This window comes from Alishewanella sp. WH16-1, from assembly GCF_001441695.1.
GTDB lineage: Bacteria > Pseudomonadota > Gammaproteobacteria > Enterobacterales > Alteromonadaceae > Alishewanella > Alishewanella agri.
Genome location: NZ_LCWL01000009.1, coordinates 50,009 through 68,578 on the forward strand (window position 1 = coordinate 50,009; position 18,570 = coordinate 68,578).

An 18,570-nucleotide genomic window follows, 5' to 3' on the forward strand; every position below is an offset into this window, starting at 1 on the left:
GTACTCAATGAGTTTGCCGGTGCGAAACCGGCAGCATTAATCTGATGTAGAGGCCTGATGCAGGAAGTGTTCCAGACTGGCGTTTACGCGTTGTGTCAAACTTCTGTCGACACTGGATTTTTCGGATTCAACCAGACAACCACCACGCTCCACTGTGGGCTCTGCCCGCAATTGCCAGTGTCGCTGCTGCAGCTCTTCTGCACTGTAATACTGCTGCAAAATCGCCAGATCATCCGGATGCAATTTAATCCGCATTTGTTCGGTTTGTAGTGGCAAGGCCGATGTGGCTTCCTGCACCGCTTGCAGGATCACCTGAGGGTTAGTGGTTACTTCTACACCAATCACCGCTTTCGCCATCGCCAAAGCCAGTTCTGTGATCCCGCTAGCGACCTGCTGATCTAAACCGGATAACGGCTGTTGTAATTGCGATAGCAGCTCAGTAAGTTGGGTGAGCTTGTTATCGATTTCTTGTTGCGCCTGACTCAATCCGAGCTTTTTGCCCTCAGCCAGGCCTTGTGCCGTGCCATCCGCCAAGCCCTGCTGGCGTCCCTCGGCGTAGCCTTTACCAAAGCCTTCTTCTTTGCCTTCGGCAAAACCTTCGTCATACGCCGCCTGGCGGATCTGTTCCATATCCTCAGCGGTTAAGGGTTTATACTCCGGGTTTTCCTCCTCTGGCACGACTAGCTTTGTCGCCGCAGGCCGCCGCAGGTTCAGCGCATTAGTCTGGCCTGGCTTTAACTCGGTTTCTTCAGTTAAATCCAACGTTTGCCAGGCTCGCAGCTGTTCTTCTACTTCAGCGTCGGGTGAAAATGGCTTTTTGGAACGAAAGGCATCGGTTGTCATGCTGTTTGTTTAACCCTTACAGGAATTCCTCACCGCCACCACCGCCCAGCATAATTTCACCGGCATCTGATAAGCGCCGCGCCACAGACAGAATTTCTTTCTGCGCCGTTTCGACCTCACTGACCCGCACCGGCCCCATCGCTTCCAGATCATCCTGCAGTAATTCAGCCGCGCGTTTTGACATATTTTTGAAGATTTTCTCTTTCAGGTTTTCGTCTGTGCCTTTCAGCGCCTTCATCAACACATCTTGCTGCACTTCACGCAGAATGGTTTGAATACCACGATCATCCACATCAATCAGGTTTTCAAACACAAACATCAGATCCTGAATTTGCTGTGCCATCTCTTCGTCATGCTCGCGGATAGCATCCATCAGCTGACCTTCCAGGTTGGTATCCAGGTAGTTCAGGATATCGGCAGCCGCTTTCAAGCCACCCATTTTCGCTGTTTGCGCGCCAGCCTGACCAGCAAACTGTTTCTCCATAATTTCATTTAGCTCTTGCAGCGCTGCCGGTTGGACTTCTTCCAAGTTGGCAATTCGCATCGTCAAATCCAGCCGCACTTTTTCCGGGAATTGCGATAAAATTTCCGCTGATTGCTCTGGCTCTAAATAAGATAAAACGATGGTTTGAATTTGCGGGTGCTCGTTGCGAATAATATTGGCAACCTGTTTTGAGTCCATCCACTTTAACGAGTCCAAACCACGGGCACCGCCACCCAGCACAATCTGGTCAATCAGATTGGCGGCTTTTTCTTCACCCAGTGCCGCGGTCAGGGCACGCTTAATAAATTCTTCACTCTGGAAGCCGATAGTACTGAAATTCTGGATCTGCTCAATAAAGCGCCGGTGCACCGCAGCAATTTTAGCCTGATTCAGATCCGTGGTTTGCGCCATCGCTAAACCGACCTTTTGCACCTGTTTCGGTTCCAGATGTTTTAGGATTTGTGCGGCATCCTCTTCTGACAAACTTAGCAGCAGGATGGCAGCTTTTTCGACACCATCCAGTTTACTGATGTCGAATTCTTTTATCGCTTTATTCTCACTCATCTTCAGCTAACCAGTTTTTAACGACCAGAGAGGACAGTTCAGGTTCGTTCGCTACCAGCGCCCGCACCGCTCTTAATAAATCTTCGTCACCATGCAGATCTGGCAGCATCAGGGTACCATCTGGCGCAAAACCTACGGCTTTGTCGTCGAACGTTGAGGCGGCCATATCGAAATCATCACCTAAATCCAGGTTCTGACTTAACGCATTTTCATCATAGGCATCAGAGGTATCGGCCGGATTCATCAGCTTTTGCAGCATGGGTTTGACTATCGCCAGCATAATGACAATAACCAGCAAGGCGCCCATCACCACCTTCACCACTTGCAGGAACCAATCCTGCAAATAAAATGGCACTGTGGTATCTACCGCCACTTCCTCGCGCACAAAGGGCACTGAAATCACTTCAATACTATCACCACGCTGGACATCAAAGCCAACCCCACCTTGCAACAGGCGGCGAATATTCTCCAGCTCAGCCTGATTGCGCGGTGTCGGTACCACAGTACCATTCGCAGCGGTCACATTTTGATAGTCTACTGCCACCGACACGCTTAGCCGGCGGATAATACCACTTTGCTGACTGGTATGGCTGATAGTGGTATCCAGCTCAAAGTTGCGGGTGGACTCGCGATGGTTACGCCCTGGTACGACGGCCTGGCTATTGTTACCGGTTGCCTGCTCCGGGATTGCCGATGGCATCGGTGGCTGATTCGATAAGGCACCGGGCACGCCGCCGCTACTGCCGCCAACGCTACTTTCTTCAATTACCATTTCACTGCGTACTGCCGGTAAATCCGGATTAAACCGTTTCTGCGTTTGTTCGATGGCGGTAAAGTCCATCACCAGATCTACTTGCGCGGTATAGTTACCTACCCCCAGCACTGGCATCAGAATAGAGTCAACTTTCTGACGATATTCGTCTTCTCGGCTACGTTGAATTTCCAGCTCACGCCTGTTACGGGCCGCGCTACCATCTATTGAACCTGAGTTTAACAGCCGGCCATTTTGATCCGTTACCGTTACCCGGCTCGGAGCCAGCCCTTGCACTGCAGAGGCAACCAGATCGACAATGGCATCAACTTCACTGTCACGGATCACCCTGCCGCCGCGCGCGGTAACCAAAACCGTCGCTGATGGCTGTGCTTGCTGCCGGGCGAAAACATTTTCTTTTGGAATGGCTAACAGCACCCGGGCGCGGGCGACGCTTTGTAACTCTTCAATGGTACGCGCTAATTGTTGTTCGCGGCTATGTTTCAGGCGCTCCATTTCCAACCGCTGACTGACGCCAAAACCGCTATCCTGCAGTAAAAACTCAGTGCCAAGTGAAGGTTCATTGGTCATGCCGGCACGAGACAAACTTAAGCGCACGTCCTGTAATTTATTCTCCGGAACCAGAATGACATTACCTTCAAGTTTATATTTAAATTTTTGCGCATCAAGGTGATCAAGAGTTTGAATCAGCTCCTGGGTACCGTAAGTGCCCAACGGCCGCATTTCTGGCGCCCGTGCCCAAAGGATTATCAGAATGGCGATGGCCAGACAGATAGTTAAGGCCACAATCAGCGTGATCTGGCGTACCAAATCGCCGCCGCTATTAAATGAATTTAAAATGCTGCCTTTGCTCTGCCCCTGAGCCTCGGTATTAAAGTCGGTATTGGTCAATGCCAGCTCAGTTGATTGATTCTCTGCCACCTTGCTTCTCCTACTGCCTGCCTAGCTTAAACCGGCATTGACATAATTTCTTTGTACGCTTCAACCACTTTATTGCGTACCTGCACTGTGGCTTCAAAGGCCAATGATGATTTTTGTGATGCGATCATGGCTTGAGCCAGTGATACTCTGGGATCTCCCAGCTCAACAGCATTGCGCATCGCACTGGCCTGTTGCTGCAGATCATTAACGTTACCCAGGGCATTTTTAAATAAGGTCGTAAAATCAGACTGGCTACCATTAACCGGCGCGATATCCATGGCGGGTTTAGCGTCTGCCGGTAAGGCTCTGGCCTGGCTGGCCATGCTTTGCATTTGTGCGTATAACGCCTGACCTTTGATTTGCATAAGAGTGCCTGTCAAAAATTTACTGTTAAGCTGATACAGGGACTAAAGCAAGGGCTATGCCATCTCCGCAAGGGCTATGCCACCTCAGCAAGGGTTACGCCACCTCGATACCGAGGTCGCGCATTCTGGCCAGTTTATAACGTAAAGTACGGTCACTGATCCCAAGCCTGGCGGCGGCCTCTTTGCGTTTATGATCACAAGCACGCATGGTAGCCAGAATTAGCTTGTGTTCCTGTTGGTGGATTTCGGCTTTAAAGTGGCTTTCTTCCGCCAGCGTTTCGGGATGCGGACTGGCAGCGCTTGGCACAAAAGGATGGGATTCGAGCAGGATATCGTTCGCCTCAAGTTGGTTGCCACTTTGTAAAATCAACGCCCGTTGCATCACATTATCCAGCTCACGAACGTTACCCGGCCAGTTATAGCCGACTAAGCGCTGTTTCGCCGCGGCGGTCAACGACGGGATACTGCGTTCCTGCTGTCTGGCATACCTTGCCAGCAGATGCTCTGCCAACGGCAGGATATCACCCGGCCGCTCGCTTAACGCTGGCCAGCATAGTGGAAACACATTTAACCGGTAATACAGATCCTCGCGTAGTACGCCGTCATTAACAGCCTGACGCAGCTCGCGATTGCTGGTAGCCAGAATGCGGATATCCAGTTTAATCAGCTTACGACCGCCCAGGCGCTCAACTTCGCGCTCCTGGATCACCCGCAGTAGCTTGGCCTGCAGGTTTAGCGGCATTTCGGTCACCTCATCTAATAATAAGGTGCCGCCATTAGCTTGTTCAAACTTACCCGGGCAGGCATTTACCGCACCGGTAAAGGCGCCTTTTTCGTAACCAAATAAGGTTGCTTCCAGCATATTCTCCGGGATCGCCGCACAGTTAATCGCGACAAAGGGTTCGCTACTGCGGTTGGACTGCTGGTGAATATAACGCGCCAGCACTTCTTTACCCGAGCCGCTTGGGCCCAAAATCATCACACTGGCCTCGCTGCGCGCTACTTTTTCTGCCAGTTGTAACAGCGCCTGACTTTTCGGATCGGCCACTACCGGCTGATTAGCCGACGTTGAGGCCGCTTTCACATAGCGACTGACCATCGAGACCAGCACTTCCGGTGAGAAAGGCTTACTCAGATAGTCAATGGCGCCCAAACGCATCGCTTCAACCGCATCCTGCACGTTAGCGTAGGCGGTCATTAATAACACCGGCAGTTGCGGATAATGCTCATTCAGGGTTTGCAGTAAACTCAAGCCTGACACTGATCCCATCTGCACATCTGATACCACCAGCTGGACTTTTTGCTTTTTTAACAGTAACAGCGCCTGTTCGGCGCAGTCAGCCGCCAGTGGCGCATAGCCAGCCAGTAACAAGGTGTCGCACAGGGCTTCGCGTAAACCGGCATCATCTTCGACGACTAATACCACTAAATCAGACATGGCTGGTCTCCTGTTGCAGCTGTTTGTTTTTTAAAGCCACTCTGCCTTTCGCAACTGGCGTCATTAATGGCAGCGTAATCGCAAAACAGGCACCGCTTAGCTGGCCTGTGGGCCGCTCGGCAGGCAGTAAATAACGGATCTGCCCCTGATGACTCTGGATCACCGCCTGTACCACTGCCAGCCCCAAACCACTGCCTCCGGCTTTGCGGGTAAAAAAAGGCTCGAAAATATGCGGTAATAACTCAGGCGCAATGCCTGGACCGTTGTCACTGATTAGCAAAGTAAGCTGCGAACCGGTTTCGCGTTGCAACACGACACGGAACTGCCCGCCGGAGCCGGTTGCCTGGATGCTGTTTTGCAGTAAATTTAATAAGGCTTCACACAAGCTTTGCGGATTAGCCAGCAGTAGCAGTTCAGCATCAGCGCAGCATAACTGGAGCTCAGCCCTGGCGCTGGCTAACATCGCCTCGCTGCGCTCGGAAAACATCTGCAACAACTGCGGCAGATTTACGGCTTGCACCGCTTGCGCAGTACCGGAACGCGCAAAAAGCAACATATCATTGACCTGCTGCTCTAACTCACGCAAACGTAACACCAGTTTTTGCTGGAATTGCTCACGTCGCGGCACTGCCAATTGCGGACTGGCTAAATTCTCGGCGTAGAGCATAGCTGAGGCTAAGGGGGTACGGATTTGATGCGCCAGCGTGGCCATCATTTTGCCGAGGGTTGACAGACGTTGCAGATGATTCAAGCGTTGCTGTAAGGCGCGGGTTTCAGTTAGGTCAGTCAGCACGATCAGCTGGCCAGGGTTTAACGCACTGATCGCAATGTGCAGGCGACGCCCGTCTTTAAGTGACACTTCCAAACCATCGTCGCTACGTGGCTGAAAACAGCGGTTGATCACAGTTAACCAGCGCTGCCCCAGCACTGGTTCACCCAACATTGCCAAAGCCACCGGATTGGCCTCCACTACCAGACCTTTGGCGTCAAGAATAATGACGCCGGAAGGCAAAGCCCGCAGAATTTGCTCAAAACGTGAGGTATCAGACATTGGGTTACATAGCTCAGGTCTGGTGAATAACTAGACCTGATTATGCAGAGATTATGCCAGCATTAAAATTATGATTTATAAGAACTTATCCAGTCAAAAAACTGACAACCCTTATTCATCCTTGCCCAGATTATATTTGCGCATTTTCTCAACCAGGGTAGTGCGGCGCAAACCTAGCACCTCTGCAGCCCGGGCCACAATAAAGTCATGTCGCTCCAGTGCCTGCGAAATAAAACGTACTTCCAGCTCAGCCAAAAACTCTTTTAAATCCAAACCACTATCCGGCAAATCTTGTAATCCAAGGGGTTGCGTACCCGCAGCAAAGGCGAACTGGATTTCCGCTAAGGTTGTCTCAGATTCCGCTGCAGACTCAGCTTCTTCATCGGGTGACTGAAATAAGGAATTCAGTAAATCCCGTTCTTGCAGCTCTTCGGGGTACACCGGCTGATAAGAGTCTACTTCCAGGTGTTGATATTTTTTCGGTAACTCTGCGACGTCAACCACTTGATCCGGATACATAATTATCATCCGTTCTAACAAATTAGCCAACTCACGGACATTACCAGGCCATGGATGTAACTTCAGACTTTCTAATGCCCGCTCAGTAAACTTTACTCTGGCCTGATGCGCCTGATACTGCCGCTGTAATAGTTCATTGATTAACAATGGTAAATCGTCGGCACGCTCACTAAGAGCAGGGGTTTCAATTGGAAATACATTTAACCGGTAATACAAGTCTTCACGGAAGCTGCCATCGCTAATCATCGTTTCCAGATCGCGATGCGTAGCGGCGATAATCCGTACATCCGCTTTAATGGTTTGTGCGCCCCCCACCCGCTCAAAAATCCGCTCCTGCAGCACCCGCAGTAGCTTAACCTGCATTGGCTGCGGCATATCGCCTATTTCATCCAGAAACAGCGTGCCGCCCTGCGCCAACTCAAAACGGCCTTTACGGGTTGAAATGGCGCCGGTAAAGGCCCCTTTTTCGTGGCCAAACAGCTCGCTTTCTAATAGTTCCGCCGGAATCGCACCGCAGTTAATCGGCACAAAGGGGCCACTGGCCCGGTTTGACAACAAATGGATATTGCGTGCCACCACTTCTTTACCGGTACCTGATGGCCCCAACACCAGCACATTGGCTTCGGTTTTTGCCACCTGCTGAATTAAAAACCGTACCTTCTGCATCGCCGGCGTTTGCCCAACCATGCCATCAAACTTGGCCTGGCTATCTGCCTGTTTATGCGTGGGCAGTAAACGATGATACTGCTGCGCATCGCGCAATAATTGCGTCAAACTGGCGTAAGCAAAAGGTTCGGATAGCACGCCAATGACGTTAGCATGCTCCAGCAAGAAACTAAGACTCTCGCCGACAACTAAAAAAGCCGAAGCCGGAAACTGCCGTACCAGTTTGTCAGGTGCCAGCTCTCCACAAGCCCCCAACAACACTACCGCTTCGGGCTGCTGCTGTAATTTGTCCAGCACATTTTCAGCGGTCAATACTTGCTGTGCCTCGCCAATAAAACTCAGCACAGTGGCTAAACGCTCAGCACGATTTAATTGTAAATCAAAGATATACAGCGGCGGTGTGGAGGACATAGCAGCACAATTTATTCTGGTTATTTGACTTTATTGTACAAGCTAAGTGTGGGTATGCAAGGTGGAATGCTGGTTTTTTGACGCTAAAACAAGGTTTACGTCAAAAAACCAGCGAAAAATCACCCCAGTTAACTCAGCAGGGATAACGCCTGCTCCGAAGAAACCCGGGCCTGCAGCGCTACGTTAATTGAGCTTTGTGTCAGAATATTCGCTGCCGCCCGATCACTACTGGCACGGGCATAATCTAAATCAGCGATGCGGCTTCGCGCTTCAGAAGTCGCCACTTCACGTCCGGAAACGGCATTTAATGCACTTTGCAAACTATTAATCCCGGCGCCGGTTTCAGTCTGAAAAGCACTGATTTGTTCACTGGCAGCGCGGATACTGCTTTGTGCAGCCGTTAAACCCTGAGGGTTGGTGAGGTCGAGATTAAAGATATTCTGTGCCGACAACAGCGCCTGCGCATCACGGGTTTGCAAGCTCAATTCACCATCGCCGGCATTAAAGCTGCGCGTCGAATCAGTAAATAAGCGGTTACCGGCAAATTCTGTTGCTAAACCTTGCTGAATATTGGCCAGATAACCCTCGGCTTCTGCCTGCAACGCCTGCCGATCTTGCGCACTGTAGATACCATTGCCCGCAGCTATCGCTAAACGATCTAACTCCAGAAGATTATCATTAACCCCCTGCAACGCCTGATCGTAAACCCGTGCAAAGGCGATACCATCTGCCAGATTCCGCTGCCCTTGTTGCTGGGCATTGATGGTACTGGTTAAAGAATTGCTAATTTGCAAACCGGCAGCATCATCCGCTGCGCTGTTGATACGTTTGGCAGTGGCTTGTTGTTGCGAGAGCTTTTGTTGCTGCTGCAGTACGTTATTTAGGATATTACTGTTGGGGGGTGTAACCTTCATCAGACACCTCAGACATTTCAGATCGCTATTGGTTAAGCATAGCTGGGATTAGCAGGGTGCTCAACTTTCAAGTACATTTGTCGATACTAAGAAATTAAAACTTGACGAATCTTGCCCAATAGCAGAAAGAAACTACACTGAAGCCAAGAGCTATTGATTAGTATGACTTTTTAGATAAAACCTGCTAATTTGGCACACTAACTGCTTAGCATAATTAGTTTTTAACTACGGATGTTTATTATGTTTGATGGGAAAACGATCCTGATCACAGGCGGCACCGGCTCCTTTGGCCATAAGTATACTCAAACATTGCTTAATCGCTATAAACCCAAGAAAATCATCATATACTCGCGTGATGAGCTAAAGCAGTACGAAATGCAGCAAAAATTTAATCAGAGCTGTATGCGTTATTTTATTGGTGATGTTCGCGACGAGCAGCGCTTGATTAGAGCGATGCATGGTGTTGATTTCGTTATTCATGCAGCAGCGCTAAAGCAGGTGCCCGCCGCCGAATACAACCCTACCGAGTGTATCCGCACCAATATTAATGGCGCAGAAAACGTTATCAATGCAGCCATCGAAACCAACGTTGAGAAAGTGATCGCTCTCTCCACAGACAAAGCAGCTAACCCTGTTAATTTATATGGTGCAACGAAACTTGCCTCAGATAAATTATTTGTTGCAGCCAATAATATGACCGGTGGCAGTCGTCCACGCTTTTCAGTTGTGCGCTACGGCAACGTGGTAGGCTCCAGAGGATCTGTGGTGCCCTTTTTTCAGCAACAGATTAATCAAGGTTCCGACCATCTTCCAGTAACACATGAACAAATGACTCGCTTTTGGATCACCCTGCAGCAAGGGGTCGATTTTGTTTTGAAGAATTTCGAGCGGATGCTGGGCGGTGAGATTTTTGTCCCTAAAATCCCCTCTATTAGAATTACAGATTTGGCAAAGGCCATGGCACCCGATTTACCGATAAAAATTGTTGGTATTCGTCCTGGGGAGAAATTACATGAAATGATGTGCCCGGGCGATATGTCTTTTCATACCTATGAATTTGCTGATCATTATGTAATCGCACCGGCAATTAAGTTTTTTAACCGCAGCAATGATTTCACCACTAACGCTCTGGGTGAACAAGGTCAACTGGTTGAACAGGGTTTCGAATATGTGTCGGACACCAATCCGCACTTTTTAACCATTGATGAAATCCGTCACTGTAATCTGGTAGCTGCGCAATGATACCCTACGGCAAGCAACAACTGGATGCAGCCGATCTTGCTGCAGTACAAGAGGTTCTGCAGTCCAACTGGCTCACTCAGGGGCCTAAAGTGCCGGCTTTTGAACAAGCCATTGCCGATTATTGTAAGGTCTCGTTTGCCGTTGCTGTTAACAGCGCCACTTCCGCCCTGCATATCGCATGCTTGGCATTGGACGTTGGCCCAGGTGCTCGGGTTTGGACTTCGCCTAACTCTTTTGTGGCTTCGGCTAACTGTGCCCTGTACTGCGGTGCCACTGTCGACTTTGTCGATATTGAGCTTGAGACCGGCAATATGTCTGTGGCGGCACTTGAAGAAAAGCTAAAACAAGCGCAGCGGCAAAATCAGTTACCTAAAGTGGTGATACCAGTACATTTTGCCGGCCAGCCCTGTGATATGCAGGCAATAGCTGCCCTGGCTGAACAATATGGCTTTCATATCATTGAGGATGCCTCCCATGCGATTGGTGCCCGCTACCAAAATCAACCCGTGGGTAACTGCCGTTATTCAGATATCACTGTGTTTAGCTTCCATCCGGTGAAAATTATTACCAGTGGTGAAGGTGGCATGGCGACCACGCAAAATCCGAAACTTGCACGGAAGATGCAGATGTTACGCAGCCACGGTATCACCTCTGAAGCTACAGAGTTGACCGAACCAAGCCATGGTGTCTGGTATTATCAGCAGCAATTACTTGGGTTTAATTATCGTCTAACCGATATTCATGCCGCGCTGGGTTTAAGCCAGTTTTCAAAACTGGATAGCTTTGTGAATGCGCGCCAGCAACTGGTTGAGCATTACAACCAGGCTTTTAACCGTTATGCCGAGATAAAGCCGCTGAGCCAACACCCTGATAGCTATAGTAGTTATCATCTTTATGTTGTAAGACTAATAAGTCTGACGCAGGAACAACACAAAGCCTGTGTCGGATACCTAAGACAACAGGGCATAGTTGGGCACTTGCACTATATCCCTATTTACCTGCAACCCTATTATCAACAGTTAGGATTTAAAGCAGGCTATTGCCCACAAGCTGAAAACTATTATCAACAAGCGGTGACCATACCATTATTTCCCGGTTTATCCTTGCAGGAGCAAAACACTGTTGTTAATACTCTGGATAGGTTTTTATGCCAGCTATAAATGCTATATCTCTGGCAAAATTGGCAGAGCGGTTTCCAAAACTAAGCTGTTTAGTCTTAATTGGTAGCCGCGCCAATGGCACTTCACAACAAGAGAGCGATTGGGATTTTGCTTATTTTTTTGACGAGCCAGATGAATTTATCCGACTTGGGCAAGCTGAAGCATTACGCCAGCAACTGGCAAGCATAGTAAAGTGTGATGTTGACGCTATTGATCTGGTGGATATGCGCTCAGCCCAACTTGCGATGCGGATTGTTATTGTTAACGATGGGCAGCTAATTTTTTGCCAAAAACCTCAATTCTGGTTTAAGTTTCAAGAAAAAACATGGCGCGAACATGAATACTGGCAGTGGGAAGAGTCTCATGCAACTTGAAATCTATTTACGAGAAACAGCAAACCTTGCTACTGAGTATCAATCAATACTGGATCAAGCTGCAACAGCTATTAATGTTGGACAATCCTTTTCAAAATTAGAGCAAAATGGTCTTTTGCATGTGCTACAGGTCATTACAGAAAACGCCATCGGCAAAGCCAAGCACCTGTTAAAAGCCAATGGCCAACCCACACCGGTTTCGGCTTATGACGCGATGCAAAAATTAGCTAACTTGCAAAACTGGCCTGATGCCACATTAACACAATGGCAAGCCATTATTGGCTTACGCAATCGTATTGTGCATGAATATATGAATATTGATATGCGCTTGGTATTGAAATTAATCGAGCAAAAACGCTACCAACTCATTCTCGATTTTTTATTGAATGAAAAAATATGAATATCGCGATTATCCCGGCACGTGGTGGTAGTAAGCGCATACCCCGGAAAAATATTAAGGATTTTTGTGGTAAGCCAATGCTGGCTTATCCGATCCAGGCAGCATTACAAAGTGGCGTAATTGATAAAGTCGTGGTCTCGACCGACGACGCTGAAATTGCTGAAGTCGCGCTAGAATATGGCGCCGAGGTGCCTTTTCTCCGACAGCCGCAACTCGCCGACGATTATACCGGTACTACAGAGGTTATCCGGGATGCGATTTCGCAACTGCAATCTTTGGGTTGGCCACTCGAGCACTGCGCTTGCCTTTATGCTACTACCCCCCTATTGGATGCTGGGCTAATTGCTGAACTGCTGCATAGACTTGTCGCAACTAAGGCAGATTTTGTGTTTACGGCAGCGCGCTTTGCTTTTCCTATTCAAAGAGCATTAGTGTTAACCGAAACCGGCGGAGTTGCCCCTTTTGACCCAGCCAGTATCAGTAAACGCTCACAGGATCTGATACCGACATTTCATGATGCCGGTCAGCTTTACTGGGCTAAAGCATCGACCTGGCTTGATCTGAAAAAAAGTGTGTTTAGCACTAACTCACAACTTTACGAACTGCCATCGCATCGGGTTCAGGATATCGACACACCAGATGACTGGCGGCGGGCTGAATACCTATATCGGATGTTGCAACAGGAACAAGACTAAGATGCGGGTACTGTTTCGGGTTGATGCGTCAGTAACAATAGGTAGTGGGCATATTATGCGCTGCCTAACCCTGGCAAAAGCTTTGCTAAAACATGGAGCTATATGCCATTTTGCCTGTCGGAACAATAAAGGGCATTTATTAGACTTGCTACAACAAGCTGGCTTTAAGACGTTAAGTTTGCCAGCAGAGCTTTATTGCGAAGAAGATGATGCACTCGCTACATTAGGGCTAATTACAGAACCCTATCAGCTGTTGGTTATTGATCATTACCAGCTTGGTCAACGATATGGCAAGCTACTGCGCCAACGTTGCCAGAAAATTATGGTGATTGATGATTTGGCAAACCGTCCTCTTGAATGCGACCTGCTGTTGGATCAAAACCTGCTTCCGGATATGGATAGTCGCTATCGTTCGCTGGTACCAGCGGGTTGTCAGCAGCTGTTAGGTCCACGTTATGCTTTACTGCGCGAAGAATTTTATCAGCCGCATTGTCAAAGAGTTCCAAACCACCTTTTGGTCAGTTTTGGCGGTAGTGATGAACAAAACTTAACCTCTCTGGCAATAGCAGCCATTGCCAGCCTAAAGTCTCTCCCTGTTACTGCCGATATAGTGATAGGGTTAAATAATCCCTGGCAAGCCAGTATCAAACAGCAATGTGCACGGCTGTCGAACGTTCAGTTACATATTCAAACTGATGCTATGGCGGTATTAATGCAAAAGGCTCAACTTATGATAGGCGCCGGCGGTGCAACCCATTGGGAGCGCTGTGTTACCGGTTTACCCGCTTTGGTGGTAACGGTGGCAGAGAATCAGCTGGCGACCACGCGGTATCTGGATAAACTGGGAGCCTGTGTTTGGTTGGGATCACCAGCTGATATTTCAAAAAAAATTATGGCAGAAAAGATTGAATACTATCTGCAACAACCAGAGCTGCTGCTATCGATAAGCAAAGCAGCGACGATGATCATTTCAAATGATGCTGGCACACCACTGGTCGTCAGGCAAATTATTAATTTAGGGGCAGAAAAGACATGACAGAAATCAAAATTGGCAATCGGTTAGTCGGCCCTACACATACGCCTTTTATTATTGCCGAAATGTCCGGCAATCATGGCCAGTCACTGGACAAAGCAATGGCACTGGTCGATGCTGCCGCAGCTGCTGGCGCGCACGCATTAAAGCTACAAACCTACACACCAGATACCATTACGCTTGATGTTCACGAGCATGAATTCTTTATTGCCGATAAAAATAGCCTTTGGCAAGGCAACTCACTGTATAACCTTTATAAGGTTGCGATGACACCATGGGAATGGCATAAACCAATCTTTGACTACGCTAATAGCAAAGGTATGCTAGCTTTCAGTTCACCATTTGACTTAACCGCCGTCGAGTTTCTGGAAACGCTTAATGTACCTTGCTATAAAATCGCTTCATTCGAGAATATCGATCATGGTCTGTTGGCGGCGGTGGCGAAAACCGGCAAGCCGATTATTATTTCGACCGGCATGGCAACCCAAGCTGAACTGGCTGAATCCGTTGAGGTGCTGCGCAGCAACGGCTGTAAAGACCTCATTTTGCTAAAATGCACCAGCAACTACCCTGCCCGCCCGATAGATGCGAATTTACGCACCATTCCCCATTTGGCGCAACTGTTTGATTGTCAGGTCGGTCTCTCTGATCATACTCTTGGCTTAGGTGTTTCTGTCGCAGCTGTTGCATTAGGCGCTACCGTCATTGAAAAACACTTTGTACTGGATAGAAACGGCGGCGAAGTGGATGCTGAGTTTTCATTAGAGCCGTTTGAACTGAAAATGCTGGTAGAAGAAACTGCTCGTGCGCATGATGCGCTTGGTGCTGTGCATTATGGCTGTACCGAAAAAGAGATAGCTTCAAGGGTGCACCGCAGGTCACTTTATATCGCCAAAGATATGGAAGCAGGTGACATTTTTACCACCGAAAACATTCGCTCCGTACGACCAGGGCTTGGTTTAGCACCGAAATACCTATCACAGTTTCTCGGCCGTAGAGTAAAACAAGATGTTAAAATAGGTACCCCAATAACCTGGGAGCTAATTTAAAGCATGAAGGAGCTTTTGGAACTTAGATTAGCAACTTTGCAAGATGCTGAATGCCTATTGCTTTGGCGTAATGATGTCGGAACACGAAAGTTCAGCATTAACAAAATGAAAATTACTGAGCATCAACATATGGAGTGGTTACACCAAAGCTTAAGTAATCCGCAACGCAAGCTTTATATTGTAGAATGTCAAAAACAACCTGTGGGCACAGTCAGGGTGGACACAAAAAAGGACTATCATTATATTTCATGGACTGTTGCGCCTGACCATCGGGGTAAAGGAATAGCTAAAAATATGGTAAAACTATTGGTAAACAAGCTTAAAGGAAGAGTAGTAGCTGAAATACTACCTTTAAATACAGCATCGATAAAGGTTGCAGAATATGCTGGTTTAACATTTAAAAGACTATACAAAGGTAAAGTATATTATGAACTAATACACTAAAGATAAATCTACAGATGCTTACCAATTATTAAGATCTACCAATAAATTTATGAGAGTATAAAAAAATCTGTGTAAGTGGCATTCTATCCATGTATTTGAAAGGAATAAATAATGCCAGTATCAGACCAGCTTATCGACCAGTTATTAGCTGACTACAAATCCCCGGAAGACCTGCTTGGTGAGCAAGGTATCCTTAAGCAGTTGACCAAAAAGCTTGCCGAACGCGCCCTTGAAGCCGAGATGGAGCAGCATCTAGGTTATGCCAAACATGATGCCGCCGGTAAAAACACCGGTAACTCCCGCAACGGTAAAAGTCGTAAATCAGTGCGCAGTATTCACGGCGATATTGAGCTTGAAACACCGCGAGACCGCAATGGCAGCTTCGAGCCTAAGCTCATCAAGAAAGGCGAGAAACAGCTCGGTGGCTTTGATGAGCGAATTGTCTCCCTGTATGCCAGAGGTATGTCAACCCGCGATATTCAGGCCCACTTTGAAGAAGCCTATGGTGTTGAAGTCTCGCCGACGTTTATCTCTCAGGTCACCAATGCCGTACTGGACGAGGTCAAAGCCTGGCAGCAGCGGCCATTAGCATCGGTATACCCGATAGTCTATCTGGACTGTTTGGTTGTGCGCAGCCGCGATTCCGGCAGTATCCAGAACAAGTCTGTCTACCTGGCCCTTGGCGTAAACACCGATGGCGAGAAAGAGTTGCTGGGCTTATGGATAGCGCAAACCGAAGGTGCCAAGTTCTGGCTCTCGGTGATGAACGAGCTGAAAAATAGGGGCGTGGAAGACATCTTCATCGCTTGTGTCGATGGCCTCAAAGGCTTCCCGGATGCGATTGAAGCCGTTTACCCTAAAACGCAGGTGCAACTATGTATCGTGCATCAAATCCGCAACAGCCTGCGCTTCGTCAGCTGGAAAGAGCGTAAAGCTGTTGCAGCAGACCTTAAAACCATTTATGGCGCAGCAACCCTGCAACAGGCAGAGCAGGCGCTGGAGCAGTTTGCCGAAACCTGGGATAACCAGCATCCGAGCATTAGCAAATCCTGGCGCGATAACTGGACAAGGCTGAGTGTGTTCTTCGACTATCCACCGGAGATACGCAAGGTCATACACCACCAATGCCATCGAATCGCTTAATGCCAGCCTGCGTCAGGTCACCAAGACCAGAAGGTCATTCCCAAGTGATGATGCGGTGCTGAAGTTGCTATATCTGGCTTTACACCAGATTGCTAAAAAGTGGACAATGCCACTACGAGATTGGAAGCCAGCCATGACGCAGTTTATGATCATGTACGGTGACCGAGTATCGTTATGATAAACAGCCACTTACACAGAAAATTTTATAGTCTCAAATTTATTTTCACTTCGCTCTAAACACCGGGTAAAATTTCGGCGACTTTACAAGAGTCCGCCCTACATCAACTATCGCTAAATAATTTTAAAAATCAGATAATTTCCAACAACTTAACCGCTAACCAATCATAATAATTCTGGCCGCCATGAAAATAATCAGGTGTGCCATCGGAGTAAATTAAATCAGAAGTGTAGTCTAATGGGTTAGTGATTTCTTCGTTAAATAATTTTGCTGTATGCAAATATTCAAAACCAAGTTCTTGGAAAAGGTATTCCATTGCATCCATGTACGCTATCGCTATCGGATGCAAGTGGCTTGACTTTTCGAAATACTGCCAAAAAGGTGTGTCCGACACTACAATAACTCTGTGCCCTTGATTTTTCAGAGAAAATACTATAGATAATTGCTGGTTGAGTTTTTCATTAAAGAAATCTAAAAAATCCTGAATGGATATTTTTGAAATGCTTTCTGTTCTATTTGATTGCATCCACTCTAAAAACATTGCCACGCTTTGATGTGTTTGATGACCAATATTCGTTATAACACAGGACCGATTAAGTAAGTTTTTCTCACTGATAAATTGTAAGTTATTCGTTATTTTCTGCCACAGGTTTCGAGAAGCTGCACTCTCTAGAGGTACGAAAATATCAGTATCGTGTGTCAACAGAAACTTTTGTTGAGCAAAGCCAGAACCATTCATCACCATACCACCACTAAATTCTATGCCAAGTTTTTCTAATGATCTTGCTAGCTTAGAAAAATGGCTATCGCCAATTAAAGTGAGTAGTTTAATACTGTCTAACGAAGTATCTTGGTTTTTACTCTTTGCTATGGATTCTAGCATCTCCTCGTCGCAATCGACTTCGTAGTTCGTATCATCTGAAGCGGTAACGATGGGAGAAGCTAAAGCGTCAGCCCAATGTTTCATGACAAAATCAACCCCTTCTTTTGAGACTGTACGTCTATTTTCTAAGAAGCGAAAATCGTTTTTAAGAGGCGTAGTTATGAGTTCAAAAGAAGGAAAATAATTAATATCGCTTCTGCTTTCTGAAATAGCACCAGCAACAGCTCGCAGTACAGATTTAGAGTAGGTATTTGCTATAAGTATATGCTGATCTGTAGCTGTTGCGGTAAGTGGAACTGGTGAAACGGTAAGAATGAAATGAATATTTGAATTTATTTTTTTTACTTCCTCAAGCATTAAAGTTACATCTTTATATATTTCATTATAACTAAATACTTTTAGACTATATTTATTCGGGTCAAAGGAGCCGAACTTAACACCAGGACAAACAGGATAACAGATACCGTTTGCATCTACCCAAGATTCTATTAAACCCAATGTAAATATGAAACAGTCTGCCTTACCCAAATTTGATTTAGCCTCGGCAAGAACTTTTTTTCTAAACTCTTTTATCTCGCTTATGCTTGAATATCCGCCACCCCCAGCATTAGCAAAAAGTAAATCGTAGAATCTACCATTATCTTCATTAAAAAATATACTGAACTCAGCTAGTTCATTTTCTGATTTTAATAACCACTGTGTTAATGCAGCAGGGGTATAAATATTACCAAAAGCAAAGCTACTGATTTCTTCTGAGTTAATCTGACTTCTAATATAATCATACTGATTGGCAGTCAACCATTTACCAATGTGCTGAGCAAAGCATGAACCAGCAGAGGTTAACTTCAAGTCTTTTGAATAATTTAATCGAGGTACTAATTTTTTAAAAAGCTCGAACTCAGGATTGACATTCGCTACTCCTGTTCGCCAGAAAGATTCGTGACGACTTTTATCATAAGGTGTATTATTCATTGTCATGATTACCCTTTGAAAATCAATTTATATTTATCTATAAATTAAT

The 18,570-nt window shown here is 47.1% G+C and carries 17 protein-coding genes and 1 pseudogene; 9 read left to right on the forward strand and 9 right to left on the reverse strand.

Translation table 11 applies throughout. The features are described from left to right. Window positions 1–36 precede the first annotated feature (36 nt). The 8 genes from fliH to AAY72_RS01255 all read right to left on the reverse strand — a co-directional run bounded on the left by fliH (window position 37) and on the right by AAY72_RS01255 (window position 8,948). A complete protein-coding gene (gene fliH, locus AAY72_RS01220; protein WP_057785257.1) occupies window positions 37–843 on the reverse strand; it encodes a flagellar assembly protein FliH in 807 nt (268 codons plus the stop codon). 16 nt (window positions 844–859) lie between these two features. Continuing rightward, window positions 860–1,891, reverse strand: a complete 1,032-nt coding sequence (gene fliG / locus AAY72_RS01225) for a flagellar motor switch protein FliG (protein ID WP_008949684.1) — start codon at window positions 1,889–1,891, stop codon at window positions 860–862. Then, window positions 1,884–3,584, reverse strand: a complete 1,701-nt coding sequence (fliF, locus tag AAY72_RS01230; protein ID WP_057785258.1) for a flagellar basal-body MS-ring/collar protein FliF — start codon at window positions 3,582–3,584, stop codon at window positions 1,884–1,886. Before fliF ends, fliG begins: the two co-directional genes overlap by 8 nt. A gap of 26 nt (window positions 3,585–3,610) precedes the next feature. Beyond that, complete coding sequence (gene fliE / locus AAY72_RS01235; protein ID WP_008983060.1) at window positions 3,611–3,949, reverse strand: flagellar hook-basal body complex protein FliE; 339 nt, start codon at window positions 3,947–3,949, stop codon at window positions 3,611–3,613. A gap of 94 nt (window positions 3,950–4,043) precedes the next feature. Then, on the reverse strand, window positions 4,044–5,387 hold the full coding sequence (locus AAY72_RS01240; protein ID WP_057785259.1) for a sigma-54 dependent transcriptional regulator: 1,344 nt from the start codon (window positions 5,385–5,387) through the stop codon (window positions 4,044–4,046). Then, window positions 5,380–6,438: a PAS domain-containing sensor histidine kinase gene (locus AAY72_RS01245; protein ID WP_057785260.1), complete on the reverse strand. Its 1,059-nt coding sequence runs from the start codon at window positions 6,436–6,438 to the stop codon at window positions 5,380–5,382. The genes AAY72_RS01240 and AAY72_RS01245 overlap by 8 nt, the downstream gene beginning before the upstream one ends. 111 nt (window positions 6,439–6,549) lie before the next feature. Next, a complete protein-coding gene (locus AAY72_RS01250) occupies window positions 6,550–8,034 on the reverse strand; it encodes a sigma-54 dependent transcriptional regulator (protein ID WP_008983057.1) in 1,485 nt (494 codons plus the stop codon). Window positions 8,035–8,162: 128 nt separating this feature from the next. Further along, the gene (locus tag AAY72_RS01255; RefSeq protein WP_057785261.1) at window positions 8,163–8,948 is read right to left on the reverse strand and encodes a flagellin; all 786 of its coding nucleotides are present in this window, start codon (window positions 8,946–8,948) and stop codon (window positions 8,163–8,165) included. 240 nt (window positions 8,949–9,188) lie between these two features. Between AAY72_RS01255 and pseB the strand changes: the two genes are divergently transcribed. The 9 genes and pseudogenes from pseB (at window position 9,189) to AAY72_RS01300 (ending at window position 16,666) form a co-directional block, all read left to right on the forward strand. Then, entirely contained in the window at window positions 9,189–10,190 is a 1,002-nt protein-coding gene (gene pseB, locus AAY72_RS01260; protein ID WP_057785372.1) for a UDP-N-acetylglucosamine 4,6-dehydratase (inverting), read from the forward strand. Further along, on the forward strand, window positions 10,187–11,350 hold the full coding sequence (gene pseC / locus AAY72_RS01265) for a UDP-4-amino-4,6-dideoxy-N-acetyl-beta-L-altrosamine transaminase (protein WP_057785262.1): 1,164 nt from the start codon (window positions 10,187–10,189) through the stop codon (window positions 11,348–11,350). The genes pseB and pseC overlap by 4 nt, the downstream gene beginning before the upstream one ends. After that, window positions 11,338–11,724, forward strand: coding sequence for a nucleotidyltransferase domain-containing protein (locus tag AAY72_RS01270; RefSeq protein WP_057785263.1), 387 nt, complete (start codon window positions 11,338–11,340; stop codon window positions 11,722–11,724). The genes pseC and AAY72_RS01270 overlap by 13 nt, the downstream gene beginning before the upstream one ends. Next, window positions 11,714–12,124, forward strand: coding sequence for a DUF86 domain-containing protein (locus AAY72_RS01275; RefSeq protein WP_057785264.1), 411 nt, complete (start codon window positions 11,714–11,716; stop codon window positions 12,122–12,124). Before AAY72_RS01270 ends, AAY72_RS01275 begins: the two co-directional genes overlap by 11 nt. Continuing rightward, a complete protein-coding gene (pseF, locus tag AAY72_RS01280) occupies window positions 12,121–12,819 on the forward strand; it encodes a pseudaminic acid cytidylyltransferase (RefSeq protein ID WP_057785265.1) in 699 nt (232 codons plus the stop codon). Before AAY72_RS01275 ends, pseF begins: the two co-directional genes overlap by 4 nt. 1 nt (window position 12,820) lies before the next feature. After that, window positions 12,821–13,855, forward strand: coding sequence for a UDP-2,4-diacetamido-2,4,6-trideoxy-beta-L-altropyranose hydrolase (pseG, locus tag AAY72_RS01285; RefSeq protein ID WP_057785266.1), 1,035 nt, complete (start codon window positions 12,821–12,823; stop codon window positions 13,853–13,855). Continuing rightward, window positions 13,852–14,901 (forward strand): pseudaminic acid synthase, encoded by a 1,050-nt coding sequence (gene pseI / locus AAY72_RS01290; RefSeq protein ID WP_057785267.1) that lies wholly within the window; start codon window positions 13,852–13,854, stop codon window positions 14,899–14,901. Before pseG ends, pseI begins: the two co-directional genes overlap by 4 nt. A 3-nt stretch (window positions 14,902–14,904) precedes the next feature. After that, window positions 14,905–15,345, forward strand: a complete 441-nt coding sequence (locus tag AAY72_RS01295) for a GNAT family N-acetyltransferase (protein WP_057785268.1) — start codon at window positions 14,905–14,907, stop codon at window positions 15,343–15,345. Between the two features lie 111 nt (window positions 15,346–15,456). Beyond that, window positions 15,457–16,666 (forward strand): annotated as a pseudogene (locus AAY72_RS01300) (IS256 family transposase). Window positions 16,667–16,796: 130 nt separating this feature from the next. Here the strand turns inward: AAY72_RS01300 and AAY72_RS01305 are convergent. Next, window positions 16,797–18,527 carry a GSCFA domain-containing protein gene (locus AAY72_RS01305; RefSeq protein ID WP_057785269.1) on the reverse strand — a complete coding sequence of 577 codons (1,731 nt, stop codon included), beginning with the start codon at window positions 18,525–18,527 and terminating at the stop codon, window positions 16,797–16,799. Window positions 18,528–18,570 lie beyond the last annotated feature (43 nt).